Source organism: Xanthomonas sp. D-109 (genome assembly GCF_017746095.1).
Classification (GTDB): domain Bacteria; phylum Pseudomonadota; class Gammaproteobacteria; order Xanthomonadales; family Xanthomonadaceae; genus Xanthomonas_A; species Xanthomonas_A sacchari.
Genome location: NZ_JAGHWV010000001.1, coordinates 89,024 through 107,413, shown reverse-complemented (window position 1 = coordinate 107,413; position 18,390 = coordinate 89,024). Strand labels below are relative to the sequence as shown.

General features: G+C 69.0%; 9 protein-coding genes. 8 read left to right on the top strand and 1 reads right to left on the bottom strand.

Going from position 1 to position 18,390, the window contains the following annotated elements; genetic code table 11:
• The first annotated feature begins 64 nt into the window (after positions 1-64).
• A complete protein-coding gene (gene bioA, locus J7357_RS00385) occupies positions 65-1,456 on the top strand; it encodes an adenosylmethionine--8-amino-7-oxononanoate transaminase (RefSeq protein ID WP_209244169.1) in 1,392 nt (463 codons plus the stop codon).
• Positions 1,447-2,178 (top strand): 16S rRNA (uracil(1498)-N(3))-methyltransferase, encoded by a 732-nt coding sequence (locus J7357_RS00380; protein ID WP_209244168.1) that lies wholly within the window; start codon positions 1,447-1,449, stop codon positions 2,176-2,178. The genes bioA and J7357_RS00380 overlap by 10 nt, the downstream gene beginning before the upstream one ends.
• Positions 2,179-2,353: 175 nt before the next feature.
• On the opposite strand, the gene J7357_RS00375 is transcribed toward J7357_RS00380, so the two are convergent.
• On the bottom strand, positions 2,354-3,376 hold the full coding sequence (locus tag J7357_RS00375) for a glucokinase family protein (protein ID WP_209244167.1): 1,023 nt from the start codon (positions 3,374-3,376) through the stop codon (positions 2,354-2,356).
• An 875-nt stretch (positions 3,377-4,251) separates the two neighbouring features.
• Between J7357_RS00375 and J7357_RS00370 the strand changes: the two genes are divergently transcribed.
• From J7357_RS00370 to J7357_RS00345, 6 genes are all read left to right on the top strand, one after another.
• A complete protein-coding gene (locus J7357_RS00370; protein ID WP_209244166.1) occupies positions 4,252-6,912 on the top strand; it encodes a TonB-dependent receptor in 2,661 nt (886 codons plus the stop codon).
• A 99-nt stretch (positions 6,913-7,011) separates the two neighbouring features.
• Positions 7,012-8,706 carry an alpha-L-fucosidase gene (locus tag J7357_RS00365; protein ID WP_209244165.1) on the top strand — a complete coding sequence of 565 codons (1,695 nt, stop codon included), beginning with the start codon at positions 7,012-7,014 and terminating at the stop codon, positions 8,704-8,706.
• Positions 8,706-9,758, top strand: coding sequence for a glycosyl hydrolase family 18 protein (locus J7357_RS00360; RefSeq protein ID WP_209244856.1), 1,053 nt, complete (start codon positions 8,706-8,708; stop codon positions 9,756-9,758). Before J7357_RS00365 ends, J7357_RS00360 begins: the two co-directional genes overlap by 1 nt.
• 119 nt (positions 9,759-9,877) lie before the next feature.
• Positions 9,878-12,376, top strand: a complete 2,499-nt coding sequence (locus J7357_RS00355; protein WP_209244164.1) for a family 20 glycosylhydrolase — start codon at positions 9,878-9,880, stop codon at positions 12,374-12,376.
• Between the two features lie 16 nt (positions 12,377-12,392).
• Entirely contained in the window at positions 12,393-15,092 is a 2,700-nt protein-coding gene (locus J7357_RS00350; protein WP_209244163.1) for a glycoside hydrolase family 2 protein, read from the top strand.
• 200 nt (positions 15,093-15,292) lie between these two features.
• Positions 15,293-17,821 (top strand): glycoside hydrolase family 3 C-terminal domain-containing protein, encoded by a 2,529-nt coding sequence (locus J7357_RS00345; protein WP_244667162.1) that lies wholly within the window; start codon positions 15,293-15,295, stop codon positions 17,819-17,821.
• Positions 17,822-18,390 lie beyond the last annotated feature (569 nt).

Below are 18,390 nucleotides of genomic sequence, written 5' to 3'. Positions count from 1 at the left end.
TGCGGCGCCGGGCGGCGTCGGTCGATAGAATGCGCGGAGCGAAGAACCTGTTCATGAGCGCGAAATGCTATCAGACCTGACCGCAGCACAGATGGCCGACGCGTGGCGCCAGCGCGACCTCGCCGTGCTCTGGCACCCGTGCACGCAGATGCGCGAGCACCCCGACACCCTGCCCCTGGTCCCGATCGCACGCGGCGAAGGCGCCTGGCTGATCGACCACGGCGGCCGCCGCTACCTGGATGCGGTGAGCAGTTGGTGGACCAACCTGTTCGGCCACGGCGAGCCGCGCATCGCCGCGGCCATCGCCGCCCAGGCCACGCAACTGGAGCAGGTGATGCTGGCCGGCTTCAGCCACGAACCGGCGGTGCTGCTGGCCGAGCAGTTGCTGGCGCTGGCGCCGCGCCAGTACGGCCGCGCGCCGCTGGCCAAGGTGTTCTATGCCGACAACGGCTCGGCCGGCGTGGAAGTGGCGCTGAAGATGGCCTTCCATTATTTCCAGAACCGCGGCGAACCCGGGCGCACCCGTTTCGTCGCGCTGGAGAACGGCTACCACGGCGAGACCATCGGGGCGTTGGCGGTCGGCGACATTCCGCTGTATCGACGGGTGTACGCGCCGCTGCTGGCCGAGGCGCTGTTCGCGCCCTCGCCTGACGCCTACCAGGCCGCGCCGGGACAGAGCGCGCGCGAACGCGCCGATGCCGCCGCCGATGCGCTGGCCGACCTGTTCGACCGTCATCCCGGCGAGATCTGCGCGGTGATCCTGGAGCCGCGCCTGCAATGCGCCGGCGGCATGCGCATGCACGACCCGGCCTATCTGCGCCGGGCGCGCGAACTGTGCGACGCCAACGGCGCGTTCCTGATCGCCGACGAGATCGCCACCGGCTTCGGCCGCACCGGTACCCTGTTCGCCTGCGAACAGGCCGGGGTGATGCCGGACCTGCTGTGCCTGTCCAAGGGCCTGACCGGCGGCTTCCTGCCGCTGTCGGCGGTGCTGGCCACCCAGCATCTGTACGACGCCTTCCTCGACGACAGCCGCGAGCGCGCCTTCCTGCATTCGCACAGCTACACCGGCAACCCGCTGGCCTGCGCGGCGGCACTGGCGTCGCTGCGGATCCTGCAGGAGGACGACGTGATCGCGCGCAACCGCAGCACCGCCGAAACCATGCGCGCGCTGTCGGCGCCGTTCGCCGAGCATGCGCACGTGGCCGACGTGCGCCAGGCCGGCATGGTGGTCGCGTTCGAACTCACCCGCAACGGCGACAAGCGCACGCCCTTCCCTGCGTCCGCACGCGTCGGCCTGCATGCCTATCGTGCCGCGTTGCAACGCGGGGTGGTGCTGCGTCCGTTGGGCGACGTGCTGTACTGGATGCCGCCGTACTGCGTGGACGCCGCGCAGTTGGCGCTACTGGCCGAGACCACGCTGGCGGCGATCGACGAGGCCGTGGCATGCGCCTGACCCGCTGCCACGTGGAGCTGCCGCTGCATGCCGGTGCCGAAGTGGCGCTACCGGACGATGTCGCCAACCATCTGCTGCGCGTGCTGCGGCTGCGCGAAGGCGACCCCTGCGTGCTGTTCAACGGCGACGGCTGCGATTACGACGCCGAACTGCTGCAGGCCGGCAAGCGCAACGCCAGCGTGCGTATCGGTGCGGCGCGGCCGGCCGACAACGAATCGCCGCTGGCGATCACCCTGCTGCAGGGCGTGGCGCGCGGCGAGAAGATGGACCTGATCCTGCAGAAGGCCACCGAACTCGGCGTCGCCGCGATCGTGCCGGTGTGGGCCGAGCGCACCGAAGTGAAGCTGGATGCGGCGCGGGTGGACAAACGCGTGGCGCATTGGCGCAGCGTGGTGATCGCGGCCTGCGAACAGTCCGGTCGCGCGCGCGTGCCGCAACTGAGCGCGCCGCTGGCGCTGGCCGATGCGGCACGCACCGCGGCGGACAGCCCCTGCCGACTGATCCTCGACCCGCAGGGCGAACAGCGCCTGCGTTCGCTGGCCATCGGCGGCGATGCGGCGACGATCGCGATCGGCCCGGAAGGCGGCTGGTCGCCGCGCGACCGCGCCACGCTGGAGGCGGCCGGCTTCGTCGGCCTGCGCCTGGGGCCACGCATCCTGCGCACCGAAACCGCCGGCCTGGCCGCGATCGCGGCGCTGCAGGCGCATCACGGCGACCTGTGAGTTCGCGCACGCGATGACGCTGCAGACAGCGGCGCCACCACGCAGGCGCCGCTGACCACGCAGGCGCCGCTGGCATAAGACATATATATGTGTCGCCGCGCTCGGCACGCCAGGCGCGCGGCGTCCGCGTCGCAGGACGCCGCCCGTCGGCGCGGCCACCGCCGCGCCGGACCGCTCAGTGGCGCTGCTGCAGGAACCAGTTCGCCGCGCCGATCACCCCGAGCTGGCCGTGCTCGACCAGCTTCACCGGAATCTGTTCCAGCGCCGGACGCATCGCGCCCTTGTTCAAGTAGCGCTCGACGAAACTGCTGGCGGACAGGAACGCGCCGATCTGCGGCAGGAAGCCGCCGGCCAGATAGACGCCGCCCTGCACGCCGTACAGCAGCGCCATGTCGCCAATCACGCTGCCGAGCAGGCCGCAGAAGGCGGACAGCGCCTCGTGCGCCAGCGGGTCGCCGCCGGCCAGCGCGGCCGCGGTGATGTCGCTCGGTGCGGCGAGCACGGGCGTGGCGCCGCGCAGGTCGCACAACGCGCGATAGAGATTGAGCAGCCCCGGGCCGGACAGGAAATGTTCCATCGGCACATACGGACGGTTGCGCAACAGGCGCTGCGCCAGCGCCAGTTCCAGATCGTTGCCGACCGGCAACGCGGCATGGCCGGCCTCGGTCGCCAGCACCACCGCGCCGCCATGGGTCGGAATCCACACCGCCGCACCCAGGCCGGTGCCGGGACCGATCACCAGTGCCGGCCCGCGCTGCGCCTTGCGCGGCCCGGTCAGATGCAGCACTTCGCTGGCGTCCATCGACGCGGCGGCATACGCCACCGCTTCGAAATCGTTGACCAGATGCAGCGCCTTCAGGCCCAGGCGCTCGCGAATCTCCGGCGGCGACAGCGTCCACGGCAGATTGGTGGTGATGACGCGGCCATCCTCGAGCGCGTAACCGGCGCTGGCGATCACCCCGCGGGTCGGCTTCGGCCCCTGCACCTGCTCCAGGAATTCGCCAATGATCTCGGCCAGGCCGGGATAGTCGGCGCAGCGATACTTGCGATAGTCCAGCACGTCGACCGACGGCGCCGGGCCGACATCGGCAGCGCGCGCGACCAGGCCGATCCGGACATGGGTTCCGCCGACATCGGCAGCAATGAAGGGCTCGGCGCGCGGCACGGCCGCTGCCACTGATGAACTGCTTGCGGACACATCTTCTCCCGTTGCGCCAGAGGAGGCGCACGCCGATTCGGCAGATTGATCGATCGAGTGTCGGACCACCTTGACAACGTTGTCAAGATGAATTTCATCCGTTTGTCGTTTTGCCTTCACCACCCCGACGTCATCGGCGCGTCGCCTGTCGGCGCGAAGCGTCGATCGCGAAGACGCGTTGCATTGGTGAACACCCGTCGCAAAATTTCGCCGCATCGCACAATTTTTTGCCGCACGCCTGTCACGCCGGCAGCGCCTGCCGCACCGGGGCCTCCCGGCCTCTACGCCGACACTGCCACCCTCTTCCATCATGTTTTCTTTTGTAGACAAGCACCTAGCGCAGGCCAGCGGCGGGCCGGGAAAGACTCCGGAAAGATGCCCAGGCAAGGCTTGACGGCAATCGTCAAAAGTGTGTGAAACGGGTGTTGACAACGCTGTCAGCGCTACGACAGACTCGGCTCACACAAGTTTTACAACTTCAAGACATGCCACGTTCAGGGGATTCAGAAACAGCGACGCATTGCCGCTCCTCCCGCGCCAAGTGGCAGGACGCGCGCTGACGCTGCGACCGGCATCCCCGAACCGACGAGATCACGCCCCAAGCCGGGCCCGAACGCAGCTGCGTGCGGATCAGGCCACAAGGTGCACTGCTGTATTGCTGGACTTGGTTGTTACCTGCAGGAACACAGGAAGGACCGGCGCCCTCGATGCCGCCGGTTGGCTAACTTCCGCGTCAGCGACCGGACGACGCGCATCGAGATGCGATCCGCGCAGCGCCACCAGGCGCGGCGCCATCCACAAGGCCGGGCAGCGGCCAGCACACCGGAACATCGGTTGGCACCTCATGCCCAAGTACTCACCCAGAGGTTTAGCCAATGAATAGCCGCACCACTACCCTAGCCATCAGCATCATGGCCGCGCTGTACCTGTCCGGTAACGCCGCCGCGCAGGAAGCGCCCGCTTCCGCCAGCGCGGATTCCAAGAACGTCCAGCAGTTGGATGCCATCACCGTCACCGGCTACCGCGCCTCGCTGGAGAAGAGCCAGTCGGTGAAGCGCTCGGCCAACTCCATCGTCGATGCGATCAGCGCCGAGGACATCGGCAAGTTCCCGGACACCAACGCCGCCGAGTCGCTGGCGCACCTGCCGGGCATCAGCGTGGACCGCCAGTTCGGCGAGGGCGAGAAGGTCAGCATCAACGGCACCGACCCGGCGCTGAACCGCGTGCTGCTCAATGGCCAGACCATCGCTTCGGGCGACTGGGGCGGCAACCCGACCGACACCAGCGGCCGCACCTTCAACTACACCCTGCTGTCGCCGGAAATCATCGGCCTGATGGAGGTCTACAAGACCCCGGAAGCGCGCATCGACGAAGGCTCGATCGGCGGCACCGTGATCGTGCACACCCGCAAGCCGCTGGACCTGCCGAAGAACACCATCCGCGGCTCGATCGGCTACAACTACAACGACCGTTCGGAAGAAGGCAATCCGCGCGGCTCGGCGCTGTGGAGCTGGAAGAACGACGACGAGACCTTCGGTGCGTTGATCTCCGCCACCCACGACAAGCAGGACCTGTCGCGCGCCGGCATCGAGTTCTTCGGCTACAACACCGGCTCGGGCATCTCGCCGACCGCCAACATCTCCGGCGACGGTGGTAACGTCGCGACCGCCAAGATCCCGGTGGGCATCAACAGCGCTTTCTTCCAGCAGACCCGCGAGCGCAACGGCCTGCAGGGCGCGCTGCAGTGGAAGCCGAACGATCAGAACGAGTTCAACCTGACCGGCATCTACATCAAGGGCAAGTACAACAACTTCAGCGAATCGCGCTACGTCTGCCCGGGCTGCGGCGACCAGGACAAGATCACCAGCGCCACGGTGCAGAACGGCTACATCACCCAGGCCACGGTCACCGACGGCGCCGGCAACGGCAAGCAGCCGTATGCGCAGCTGGACACCAACTACCGCGAAAGCACCGTCACCACCAAGAGCCTGAACCTGCGCCACGACTTCTATGGCGACAAGTGGGTGTTCACCACCCAGGCCGGCACCACCGAGGCCACCGGCGGCAAGAACCCCGAGTACCTGATGAAGTTCCTGCTGAAGGACGGCGGCTACAACTTCGGTTACGACGGCAGCCACACCGACGTCAACTACGACAACGGCAGCGCCGCCAACTGGGGCCTGGTCGGTTCGCCGGCCGGCCTGGCCGCCGGCTCCACCGATGCGTCGGCGATGCAGGCCGGTGGCATCTATTACGCCAAGAGCACGGACAAGGAGAAGTACTTCCAGTTCGATGCCGCGCGCGATCTGGACTGGGGTCCGCTGAACAAGCTGCAGGTCGGCTACAAGTACATCAACCACGACAACGGCGTCGACGCCCGCGGCAACCGCATCAACACCACCAACGCGATCTCGCTGACCGACTTCAGCCCCGGCACCACGCCGAGCGGCCTGTACGACGGCCTGGGCGCCAGCGGCGACCTGACCAATTGGTCGACCGCCAACCTCAACTCGGTGATCAGCTACCTGCGCGGCCAGCCGCAGGGTCCGTACAAGATCGACTACGGCTCCTCGTTCGACGTCAAGGAAATCACCAGCGACCTGTACGCGCAGTTGAACTTCGAGTCGGGCGCGTGGCGCGGCAACCTGGGTGTGCGCTATGTGGACACCAAGGACAAGTCGCTGTACTGGCAGAGCAATGACGGCGGCGCCACCTACAATCAGACGCAGGTGAGCAAGCAGTACTACAAGCCGCTGCCGAGCTTCAACCTGGCCTACGATCTGGACACCGACAAGGTGCTGCGCTTCTCCGTGGCCAAGGTGATGGCACGTCCGCGCTACGGCGACCTGGCCGGTTCGTTCACCATCAACAGCAGCAACGGCAACCTGACCGCCAGCGGCGGCAACCCGGACCTGAAGCCCTACGAGTCGACCAACTACGATCTGGCCGCCGAGTGGTACTTCGCCCCGTCCAGCATGCTGTCGGCGGAACTGTTCTACCGCGACATCAGCTCGTACATCGTCACCACCACCACGCAGCAGCAGCTGACCGACGCGGTGTCCGGGGTGAGCGGCCTGTACTCGGTGAGCTCGCCGATCAACGCGTCCGACGCCAAGGTCAAGGGCGCCTCGCTGAACTACCAGCAGGCCTTCGGCTACGGCTTCGGTCTGCAGGCGAACTACACCTACGCCACCGCCGACGCCAGCACCGGCCTGAACCTGCCGTACCTGTCGAAGAACACCTACAACGTGATCCCCTACTGGGAAAACGGTCCGTGGATGGTGCGCCTGAACTACAGCTACCGTTCCAAGTACTTCACCCAGGTCGGCCGCCTGAACTCGCAGGTGTTCACCGACGAGTACAAGCAGCTCGACCTGACCGCCTCGTACGAGGTCAACGACTGGATGAGCGTGAGCTTCAGCGCGACCAACCTGCTCGACTCGACCTACTACTGGTACAACGAAGTCAAGTACGCGCCGATCGGCATGTACAAGAACGGCCGCGGCTACCAGGCGCAGCTGAACTTCAAGTTCTGATGTAGCACCGGCGCGCCACCGTCCCTCCACGGTGGCGCGCTTTTTCGTGCCCGGCGCGGCGGCGCCGGCATCGTCTTCCGCAACAAGGAGTGCCGTTCCATGACGTTCGAGACCCGCCCCCGTGCGGACCGATCCCGCCACGCCGGAGCCGCACGCCAGACCCTGGCCAGCGCGCTGGCCCTCATGCTCGCGCTGACGGCCCTGCCGGCCGGCGCCGCGGATGCGCCGTCGCCGACCGCGCCCACCGCCACCACCCTCAGTCCGGAACAGATCGACCAGCAGTGGCTGCAGGCCACCGCCAAGTACGCGCCCGAACGCGCGCGGCTGGTGCGCGAAGCCAACGATGGCGCGCGCGGCGGTCCGTTCCGACCCGACTGGACCTCGCTCAAGCAGTACCGCTCGCCTTCCTGGTACGACAATGCCAAGTTCGGCATCTTCATCCACTGGGGCGTGTTCTCGGTGCCGGCCTTCGGCAACGAGTGGTACTCGCGCAACATGTACCAGCAGGGCAGCAAGGATTACCTGCACCATCGGGAAACCTACGGCCCGCAGTCGCGCTTCGGCTACAAGGACCTGATCCCGCTGTTCACCGCGCCCAAGTTCGATCCGCAGGCCTGGGCCGCGCTGTTCCGCGACGCCGGCGCCCGCTACGTGGTGCCGGTGGCCGAGCACCACGACGGCTTCGCGATGTACGACTCGCAACTGTCGGACTGGACCGCGGTGAAGATGGGTCCCAAGCGCGACGTGATCGGCGAGCTGTCCAAGGCGATCCGCGCGCAGGGCCTGCATTTCGGCCTGTCCTCGCACCGCGCCGAGCACGACTGGTTCTTCGACGGCGGCCGCCAGTTCGACTCGGACGTCAACGACCCGCGCTACGCCGGCCTGTACGGCCCGGCGCAGGTGCGCCTGCCGGGCAAGGACGATGCCGACGTCACCAACGACTGGACCCCGGTGTCGCAGGCCTGGCTGGACGACTGGCTGGCGCGCACCACCGAACTGATCGACCGCTACGACCCGGACCTGATCTATTTCGACTGGTGGATCGCGCACCCGACCTTCCGCGGCACGCTGCCGACGATGCTCTCGTACTACTACAACCACGGCGCGGCCAAGGGCGGCGTGGTGGTGAACTACAAGCTCGGCGCCTTCCCCGAGGGCGCCGGCACCCTGGACATCGAGCGCGGCCAGCTCACCGGCATCCATCCCACGCACTGGCAGACCGACACCTCGGTCAGCAACGCCTCGTGGGGCTATGTCGAGAACGACACCTACAAGACGCCGACCTTCATCATCCACATGCTGGTGGACGTGGTCAGCAAGAACGGCAACCTGATGCTCAACATCGGTCCGCGCGCCGACGGTTCGATCCCGGACACCGAACGCACGATCCTGCTGTCGATCGGCAAGTGGCTCAAGACCAACGGCGAGGCGATCTACGACAGCACGCCGTGGCGCACCTACGGCGAAGGCCCAACCGAAGTGGTCGGCGGCACCTTCCAGGACACCAAGACCAAGCCCTACACGCCCGAGGATTTCCGCTTCACCACCGGCCACGGCGCGCTGTACGCGATCGAACTGGGCTGGCCGGCCGATGGCCAGGCGCTGATCCGCTCGCTGAAACCGGCCGATGGCGTGCGCGGCGTCACCCTGCTCGCCAGCGGCAAGCCGGTGCCGTTCGAGCAACGTGCCGACGGCTTGCACCTGCGCCTGCCGGCCAAGCCGGCAGGCGAACACGCCTATGTGTTCCGCATCGACCTGACCTCCCCCACTCCGCCAACGGATCCCTCCCGATGATGAAGCGTTTCGCAGGGCTGCTGTTCGCCCTCGCCCTGGCCTGCGGGCCGGCCATGGCCAAGAACCCGACCGCGCTGTTCTATCTGATGAACACGCAGAAATCGACCAATTCGTTCCTGGCGCACGTCGACAAGATCGACGTGGTGGTGCCGACCTGGTACGGCGTGGACCAGAGCGGCCTGGTCAACGGCACCCCGAACATGTACCTGTACGAGATCGCCAAGCAGCACAAGCTGCGGGTGATGCCGATCCTGTCGATGACCGCCGGCCGCGAGGGCTTCCACAAGCTGCTGCACGACGAGGACGCCAAGCAACGCATGATCCAGGCGCTGCTGATCCACGGCCGCAAGCACGGCTACTACGGCTTCCAGTTCGATTTCGAGAGCATCGCCTGGACCGACCGCGACGCCTACTCGCTGATGGTCAAGCAGACCGCCGAGGCGCTGCACAAGGCCGGCTTCAAGCTGTCGGTGGCGGTGGTGCCGAACGCGCCCGGCTATGCCGAGGGCGGCGCCTTCGCCAAGTGGATGTGGGAGTACTGGCGCGGCGCCTACGACCTCAAGGCGCTGAGCGCCTCGGCCGACCTGATCAGCCTGATGACCTACGACCAGCACACCCGCTGGACCACGCCCGGCCCAGTGGACGGCATGGTGTGGATGAAGAAGCACCTGGACTACGCGCTGACCCAGGTGCCGAAGGACAAGCTGTCGCTGGGCATCGCCACCTACGGCTACCGCTGGTACACCGGCAATCCGGTCAAGCCCGACGGCACCGAGGCCTCCAACATCACCGCCGACTACATCGACGCCGACGAGTCGTTCCCGCTGGCGCTGGAACAGAACGCCACCGTGCAATGGGACCCGGTGGAGCAGGAATCGTGGTTCTATTTCTACCGCGACGACATGCGCGAATGGGTGTTCCGCCCGGACGCGCGCAGCTTCCGCGCCCGCTACGAGCTGACCAAGCAGTACGGCCTGGAAGGCTTCAGCTGCTGGGTGCTGGGCGCCGAAGATCCCAAGGTCTGGGACGAACTGCCGACCGCGGCGCGCTGAGCGGCCGCACGATCGCGATGCGACACAGGAGGCATGCGGCGCGCGGCGAACGCGCCGCGCTCACCTCAGGCGACCCGTCAGCCTCTACGATATGCATCTCGATCGCTTGAGGTAGACCGATGACTGCAGTGGGTGCACACCCCCGATTGCCGTACCGCCCGATGCCCGCCGCCGCGCGCATCGCGGCGGCCTCCCGCAACGCCTGGCTGGGGTTGTCCCTGCTCGCCTGTGGCAGCCTGCTCGGCGGCTGCGACCGCAATCCGCCGCCAGCGCCAGCGCCGACGCCCGCGGCCAAGCCTGCCGCGGCGCCGCCGCCGGCCCCGAAACACGATGACGACGACGACAAGACGCCGCTGCCGCTGATCCCGGCGCCGGCGAAGGCCGAGCGCGACGGCGGCACCCTGACCATCGGCACCGGCGCCGTGCTGTCGGTGCCTCTCGACGACGCCGGCGCGCAGCGCGTGGCCCAGCAACTGTCGCAATTGCTGAGCAAGACCCGCGGCCTGTCGCTGGAGGTGCGTGCGGAAACCATCCCCGCCGACGGCAGCATCCGCCTGCAGCTCAACCCCAATACCGAGGTCGCGCAGGCCGAGGGCTACACGCTGGACGTGGACCCGCGCACCATGCTGATCCAGGCGCGCGAGGAGCGCGGCCTGTTCTACGGCGCGATCAGCGCCTGGCAGTTGATGACCCCCGACGCCGGCAAGGGCGAGGTGGACGTGCCGCAGGTGCACATCCGCGACTGGCCGCGCTTCGGCTGGCGCGGCGTGCTGCTCGACGTGGCGCGGCACTTCCAGGGCCCGGACACGGTCAAGCGCCTGCTCGACGCGATGGCCCAGCACAAGCTCAACGTGCTGCACCTGCACCTGACCGACGACCAGGGCTGGCGCATCGAGATCAAGCGCTATCCCAAGCTCACCGAGATCGGCGCCTGGCGCACCCCGCCCGGCGCGGGCACCCACGGCCTGCCCGATCGCTACGGCGGCTTCTACACCCAGGACCAGATCCGCGACCTGGTGGCGTACGCTGCCGAACGCCACATCACCATCGTGCCGGAACTGGACATGCCCGGGCACGCGCAGGCGGCGGTGGCGGCCTATCCGGAACTGGTCGGGGTGACCCGGCAGCGGCCCAAGGTGTCGGTGGACTGGGGCGTCAATCCGTATCTGTTCAACACCAACGACAAGAGCATGACCTTCATCCGCGGCGTGCTGGATGAAGTGCTGCAGCTGTTCCCCTCGCCGTACATCCACATCGGCGGCGACGAAGCGGTCAAGGACCAGTGGGAACGTTCGCCGGCGGTGCGCGCGCAGATGCGCAAGCTCGGCATCAAGGACGCGCACGCGCTGCAGGGCTGGTTCAACCAGCAGTTGGCCGACTACCTCACCCAGCACCAGCGGCGCCTGATCGGCTGGGACGAGATCCTGGAAGGCGGGTTGCCCGCGAGTGCCTCGGTGATGTCCTGGCGTGGCGTGGACGGCGCCGTTGCCGCCGCCAAGCAAGGCCACGACGTGGTGCTGGCGCCGGCCGGCTGGATGTACCTGGACAACCTGCAGAGCGCGCGCAACGACGAGCCCAACGGCCGCCTGGCGACGCTGCCGCTGCAGAAAGTCTACGGCTTCGACCCGGTGCCGGCGGCGCTCAGCGCCGAGGAGAGCAAGCATGTGCTCGGCGTGCAGGCGGCACTGTGGAGCGAGTACATCCCTTCCGCCTGGCATATCGACCATGCGCTGTTCCCGCGACTGAGCGCGGTGGCCGAGGCCGGCTGGTCGCCGATGGCCGCGCGCGACTGGAACGGCTTCCTGCAGCGCATGCCGGCGCAGCTGGACCGCTACCGCCTGCAGGGCATCGCCTACGGCGACGGCGCCTTCGCCCCGGACATCGCCGTGCAGGGCGGCGACAACGCCGCGCTGGACAGCGGCCAGGCCACCGTGGTGCTGGGCAACCAGGCCAAGTTCGGCAGCTTCCGCTACACCACCGACGGCAGCGAGCCCAAGGCCGACTCGCCGCGCTACACCGCGCCGTTCGCGGTGACCCTGCCGGTGACGGTGCGCGCGGCCACCTACGCCGACGACGGCCGCCTGCTGGCCGCGCCGCGCAGCCGCATCCTCGACCGCGCCAACCTGCTCAGCCGCGACACCCAGGGCCTGGCCTCGTGCGAAGGCGGCGAGCTGGGCCTGCGCGTGCCGCTGCTGCCGGACCTGGCCGACCAGGACACGCCGGTGTTCAACATCGACCTGTTCACCAGTTGCTGGCGCTACGCCGATGCGCGCCTGGACGGCATCGACCGCATCCGCATCGACGCCGCGCGCCTGGCGCGCAACTACGGACTGGCGCACGACCAGGCCAAGGTCAAGCGCTACCCGGCGCACAGCGCGCGCGGCGAGTTCGAAGTGCGGCTGGGCGACTGCAAGGGCAAGCTGCTGGCGCGGCTGCCGCTGCCGGCCGGCAAGACCCTGGGCGACCAGTTCGCGCTGGAAGCGCGGCTGCCCAGGCAGCGCGGCGTGCACGACCTGTGCCTGCGCTCCACCGCGCCCATCGCCGGGCCGTACTACGCCATCGGCGCCGTCCATCTGATCGACACCGCAGCGCAGGCGCCCCCCGCCGCCGCGCACTGACCACGGAGACCCTCGCATGACCCAGCCGCCCCGCCGCCCCCGTTCCGCGTCGCGCACGCGCCTTCCTGCCCGCCTCGGGCTGCTGCTGGCGCTGGCCTTGCCGGCGCTGGGCCAGGCGGCGGCGCCGACGACGCTGTCGCTGCAACAGGGCTGGCAGGTGCGGCTGGCGCCGGGCGATGCCAACGCCAAGGCGCACCCGAAGGCCGCGCAATGGCTGCCGGCGCAGGTGCCGGGCACGGTGCAGACCGACCTGATCGCCGCCGGAGTGGTGCCGGATCCGTTCTATCGCGACAACGAAGCGCAGATCCAGTGGGCGGGCCTGAGCGACTGGCAGTACCAGACCCGGTTCCAGGTCGACGCGGCCCTGCTGGCGCGCCCGCACCTGGAACTGGTGTTCGACGGGCTGGACACCTTCGCCGAGGTCTACCTCAACGGCAAGAAACTGCTCGCCGCCGACAACATGTTCCGGCAGTGGCGGGTCGACGCCAAACCGTTGTTCAAGCGCGGCGACAACGTGCTGGAAGTGCGCATCGCTTCGCCGATCAAGAAGATCCAGCCGTGGCTGGCCAAGCAGCCGTACGCGCTGCCCGGCGCCTACGATTCGGCGTTCGGCGACGAACCGGTGGCGCGGCACAGTTCCACCTACGTGCGCAAGGCGCCTTACAACTTCGGCTGGGACTGGGGCCCGCGCATCGTCACCGCCGGCATCTGGCAGGGCGTGCGCCTGGAAGCCTGGGACGACCTGCGCGTGGACGGCCTGCGCATCGCCCAGCAGCGCGTCGACGCCGACGCGGCGCAGCTGCTGGCACAGCTGCAGGTGCAGGCCGGCCGCAGCGGCGAAGTGCAACTGGACCTGGACGTGCTCGGCCCCGACGGCCAGCGCGTCGGCCAGTTCAGCCAGCGCGCGGTCGTCGACCCGGGCGCCAACACCCTGACCGTGCCGGTGCGCATCGCCAAGCCGCAGCGCTGGTTCCCGGCCGGCTATGGCCGCCAGGACCTATACACGTTCAAGGCGCAGCTGCGCGATGCCGCGGGCGAGCGCTTCGAGGCGCAGCGCGTCACCGGCCTGCGCAGCGTCGAACTGCGCCGCGAGAAGGACCAGTGGGGCAAGAGCTTCACCCTGGTGGTCAACGGCATCCCGGTGTTCGCCAAGGGCGCCAACCTGATTCCGTTCGACAGCTTCCCCACCCGCGTCGACGCCGCGCGCATGCGCGGCTTCCTGCAGTCCGCGCGCGACGCCAACATGAACATGTTGCGCATGTGGGGCGGCGGCCACTACCAGCCGGACAGCTTCTACGAGGACGCCGACCGCCTGGGCATCATGATCTGGCAGGACTTCATGTTCGGCGGCGCGATCCCGCCCTACGACGTCGCCTTCCGCGAGAACACCCGCGCCGAGGCCGAAGAGCAGGTGCGGCGCCTGGGCGATCACCCCAGCATCGTTATCTGGTGCGGCAACAACGAAGTGCAGACCGGCTGGGAGAACTGGGGTGACCGGGTCAAGTTCAAGCAGTCGATCGACCCGGAAGAGCGCGAGCGCATCGTCCGCGGCATGACCACGCTGTTCGGCACGGTGCTGCGCGAGGCGGTGCAGAAGTACGACAGCGACACCCCGTACTGGGCGACCTCGCCGGGCACCGATTTCGACGGCGCCGCCGACCAGCCCGACGACGGCGACATGCACTACTGGAAGGTCTGGGGCGGCCCGGCGCTGCCGGTCACCGAATACCTCAACGTGACCCCGCGCTTCATGTCCGAATACGGCCTGCAGTCGTTCCCCGAGATGCGCACCATCCGCGCCTTCGCCGAACCCGGCGACCTGAAGCCGGAATCGCCGGTGATGCGCGCGCACCAGAAGTTCGACAAGGGCAACGGCAACCAGCGCCTGCTGCTGTACATCCGCCGTGCGTTCGGCGAGCCCAAGGACTTCGCCAGCTTCGTCTACCTGAGCCAGATCATGCAGGCCGAAGGCATCACCCTGGCCGCCGAGCACCTGCGCGCGTCGCGGCCGCAGGCGATGGGCTCGCTGTACTGGCAGCTCAACGACGTGTGGCCCGGTGCGTCGTGGTCGAGCGTGGACTACTTCGGCCGCTGGAAGGCGCTGCAGTACCACGCGCGCCGCTTCTATGCGCCGGAACTGATCGCCGCACTGCGCGACGACAAGGGCCAGACCACCGTGTCGCTGGTCTCCGACCGCACCACGCCGCTGGCCGCGCGCTGGCGCATGCGGGTGATGGACCTGTCCGGCAAGGTGCTGAGCAAGACCGAGAAGCCGGTGACCCTGGCGCCGCTGTCCAGCGTGCGCGTGGGCAGCTTCAGCGATGCGCAGTTGCTGCGCCGCGCCGATCCGCGCCGCAGCGTGGCGGTGTTCGAGCTGCTCGACGGCGAGCGCGTGCTGTCGCGCACCCTGGTGTACTTCGACGCGGCCAAGCGCCTGCAGTGGCCGCAGGCCGACATCCGCAGCGACCTGCGCGCCGACGGCGACGGCTACGCGCTGACCCTGAGCAGCGCCACCCTCGCCGCGCAGGTGTGGCTGAGCTTCGGCGACCTCGACGTGACCCTGTCCGACAACGCCTTCGACCTGCTGCCGGGCGAGCCGCTGACCGTGCGCGTGCACAGCAGCGCGACGCTGGAGCAGCTGCGCGCGGCGCTGCAGGTGCGCGACCTGGGTGGGACCCTGGCCGGTGCGCCGGCCGAGCCGGCGGAGGCGAAGTGATGGGCATGCCGATGTCGCGGGCGGGCGTCACCTTGTGGGAGGGACTTCAGTCCCGACGGGGCGTTACCGGTAAAGCGTCGGGACTAAAGTCCCTCCCACAAAGGCGCATCTACCTGGCGCTATGCGCGATCGGCCTGCTCGCCGCCCCGCTCGCCCATGCCGACGACGCGGAAGACCGCGCCGCCGCGCTGGTGGCGAAGATGACCCGCGCCGAGAAGATCGCGCAGGCGATGAACGCTGCGCCGGCGATCCCGCGGCTGGGCGTGCCGGCCTACGAGTGGTGGAGCGAGGGCCTGCACGGCATCGCCCGCAACGGCGAGGCCACGGTGTTCCCGCAGGCGATCGGCCTGGCCGCGACCTGGAACCCGGAGCTGCTGCACGACGTCGGCACCGTCACCTCCACCGAGGCGCGGGCCAAGTTCAACCTCGCCGGCGGCCCCGGCAAGGACCATCCGCGCTACGCCGGGCTGACCATCTGGTCGCCCAACATCAACATCTTCCGCGACCCGCGCTGGGGCCGCGGCATGGAGACCTACGGCGAGGATCCCTACCTCACCGGACGGCTGGCGGTCGGCTTCATCCACGGCCTGCAGGGCGACGATCCGGCGCACCCGCGCACCATCGCCACGCCCAAGCACCTGGCCGTGCACAGCGGGCCGGAACCGGGCCGCCACGGTTTCGACGTGGACGTGTCGCCGCACGATTTCGAGGCCACCTACTCGCCGGCGTTCCGTGCCGCCATCGTCGACGGCCAGGCCGGCTCGGTGATGTGCGCGTATAACTCGCTGCACGGCACGCCGGCCTGCGCCGCCGACTGGCTGATCGACGGCCGCGTGCGCGGCGACTGGGGCTTCAAGGGCTTCGTCGTGTCCGATTGCGATGCGATCGACGACATGACCCAGTTCCACTACTACCGCCCCGACAACGCCGGCTCGTCCGCGGCCGCACTCAAGGCCGGGCACGATCTGAACTGCGGCTACGCCTACCGCGACCTCGGCATCGCCTTCGATCGCGGCGAAGCCGACGAAGCCCTGCTCGACCGCTCGCTGGTGCGCCTGTTCGCCGCGCGCTACCGGCTCGGCGAACTGCAGCCGCCGCGCAACGATCCGTATGCGCGGCTGGGCGCCAGGGACATCGACAGCGCCGCGCACCGCGCGCTGGCGCTGCAGGCGGCGCAGCAATCGCTGGTGCTGCTGAAGAACGCCAACGCCACCCTGCCGCTGCGCCCGGGCCTGCGCCTGGCCGTGCTCGGCCCCAACGCCGATGCGCTGGCCGCGCTGGAAGCCAACTACCAGGGCACCTCGGTGCAACCGGTGACGCCGCTGCAGGGCCTGCGCACGCGCTTCGGCGCCGCCCAGGTCGCGTATGCGCAGGGCGCGCCGCTGGCCGCCGGCGTGCCCGGCATGATCCCCGAGACCGCGTTGCGCAGCGACGGCAAGCCCGGGCTGCGCGGCGAGTACTTCGACAACCTGGACCTGGCCGGCACGCCGCGCGTGCAACGCCAGGACCGCGTGGTCGGCTTCAACTGGGACCACGTGGCCCCGGCCAAGGGCGTGGACAAGGATCGCTACTCGGTACGCTGGAGCGGCGAACTGCTGCCGCCCGGCCCCGGCGACTACACCCTGGCGGTGCGGGTGGCGCGCTGCTTCGACTGCACCGGCCACGACCCGGTGCGCCTGTACGTCGACGACCAGTTGGTGATCGCCGGCAACGCCGAGGACAAGCACCTGCCGGCCGGCATGCACAACGCCGACGGCCGCAACGTCGAGGCGGTGCTGCATTTCGATGACGCGCGGCCGCGCCGCATCCGCCTGGAGCTGGAGCACCGCGGCCAGGACCAGGGCCTGCGCCTGGAGTGGCTGGCGCCGCCGGCGCTGCAGCTGGCCGAGGCCGAACGTGCCGTGGCGCAGGCCGACGCGGTGGTGGCCTTCGTCGGCCTGTCGCCGGACGTGGAAGGCGAGGAACTGCGCATCGACGTGCCCGGCTTCGACGGCGGCGACCGCAACGACCTGGCCCTGCTGGCGGCGCAGCAGGCGCTGCTGGAACGGGCCAAGGCCAGCGGCAAGCCGCTGGTCGTGGTGCTGATGAGCGGCAGCGCGGTGGCGTTGAACTGGGCCAAGCAGCATGCCGACGCGATCATCGCCGCGTGGTATCCGGGCCAGTCCGGCGGTACCGCCATCGCCCAGGCGCTGGCCGGCGACATCAACCCCGGCGGCCGCCTGCCGGTGACCTTCTACCGCTCCACCAAGGACCTGCCGCCCTACGTCAGCTACGACATGAAGGGCCGCACCTACCGCTACTTCAAGGGCGAGCCGCTGTTCCCGTTCGGCTACGGGCTGAGCTACACCCAGTTCGCCTACGACGCGCCGCAGCTGTCGGCCGCGACGCTGCAGGCCGGCCAGCCGCTGCAGGTGAGCACCACCGTGCGCAACACCGGCGCACGCGCCGGCGACGAGGTGGTGCAGGTCTACCTGCAGTACCCGCAGCGCGCGCAGTCGCCGCTGCGCAGCCTGGTCGGCTTCCAGCGCGTGCACCTGCAACCGGGCGAGGCGCGCACGCTGAGCTTCGCACTGGATGCGCGCCAACTCAGCGACGTCGACCGCAGCGGCCAGCGCGCGGTCGAGGCCGGCGACTACCGCCTGTTCGTCGGCGGCGGCCAGCCCGGTACCGGTGCGCCCGGCGAGGACGTCGCGTTCTCGATCAGCGGACGCATGGCCCTGCCGAAGTGAGCGACGGGGCCGCCGCCCGTGGCCCCTGTCTACGAAATGCGCCAGCGCATGCGGCGGTGCAGCGTAACGGCCCGGCGCGCTCCCACCGCCGGGCTCCAACTCCCTGCGTTTCAGCGCCCTGCTAATTTATTTTTCACGACCTATTGACAGTCTTCCGGGACAGAGGTATCGATAACACGTCGGTGCCACGCGCCGACGATGCCAGACGCGCCGAACGCCGCAGCACTTGCGGCGTTTTCCAGGGCAGTTCCAGGGGTGATGTGCCATGTCATGCAGTCGTCGCAGCCAGGATCGATGCCTCGCCGGAGTTCCGGCGCCCTGCCTGTGGTCCGCGTTCCGCGCGGGCACGCACGGGGGCCGCTGCGCATGACCCGTCGCTACAAGCTGAGCGCGCTGCGTTCGCGCTCCAAGTGCATCGCCGGCTACTCGCCGCCACGCCACTGATCGCCATCTAACGGTCCGCCCAGCCGGCAGACGCCTCGCGTCGGTCGCCGTTCGCTCTGTCCTGTTCGCACGCCGTCCGGCGTGCGGTTAGAGCGCGCGCGCCTTCCGTCCACCGTGTCTGCCAT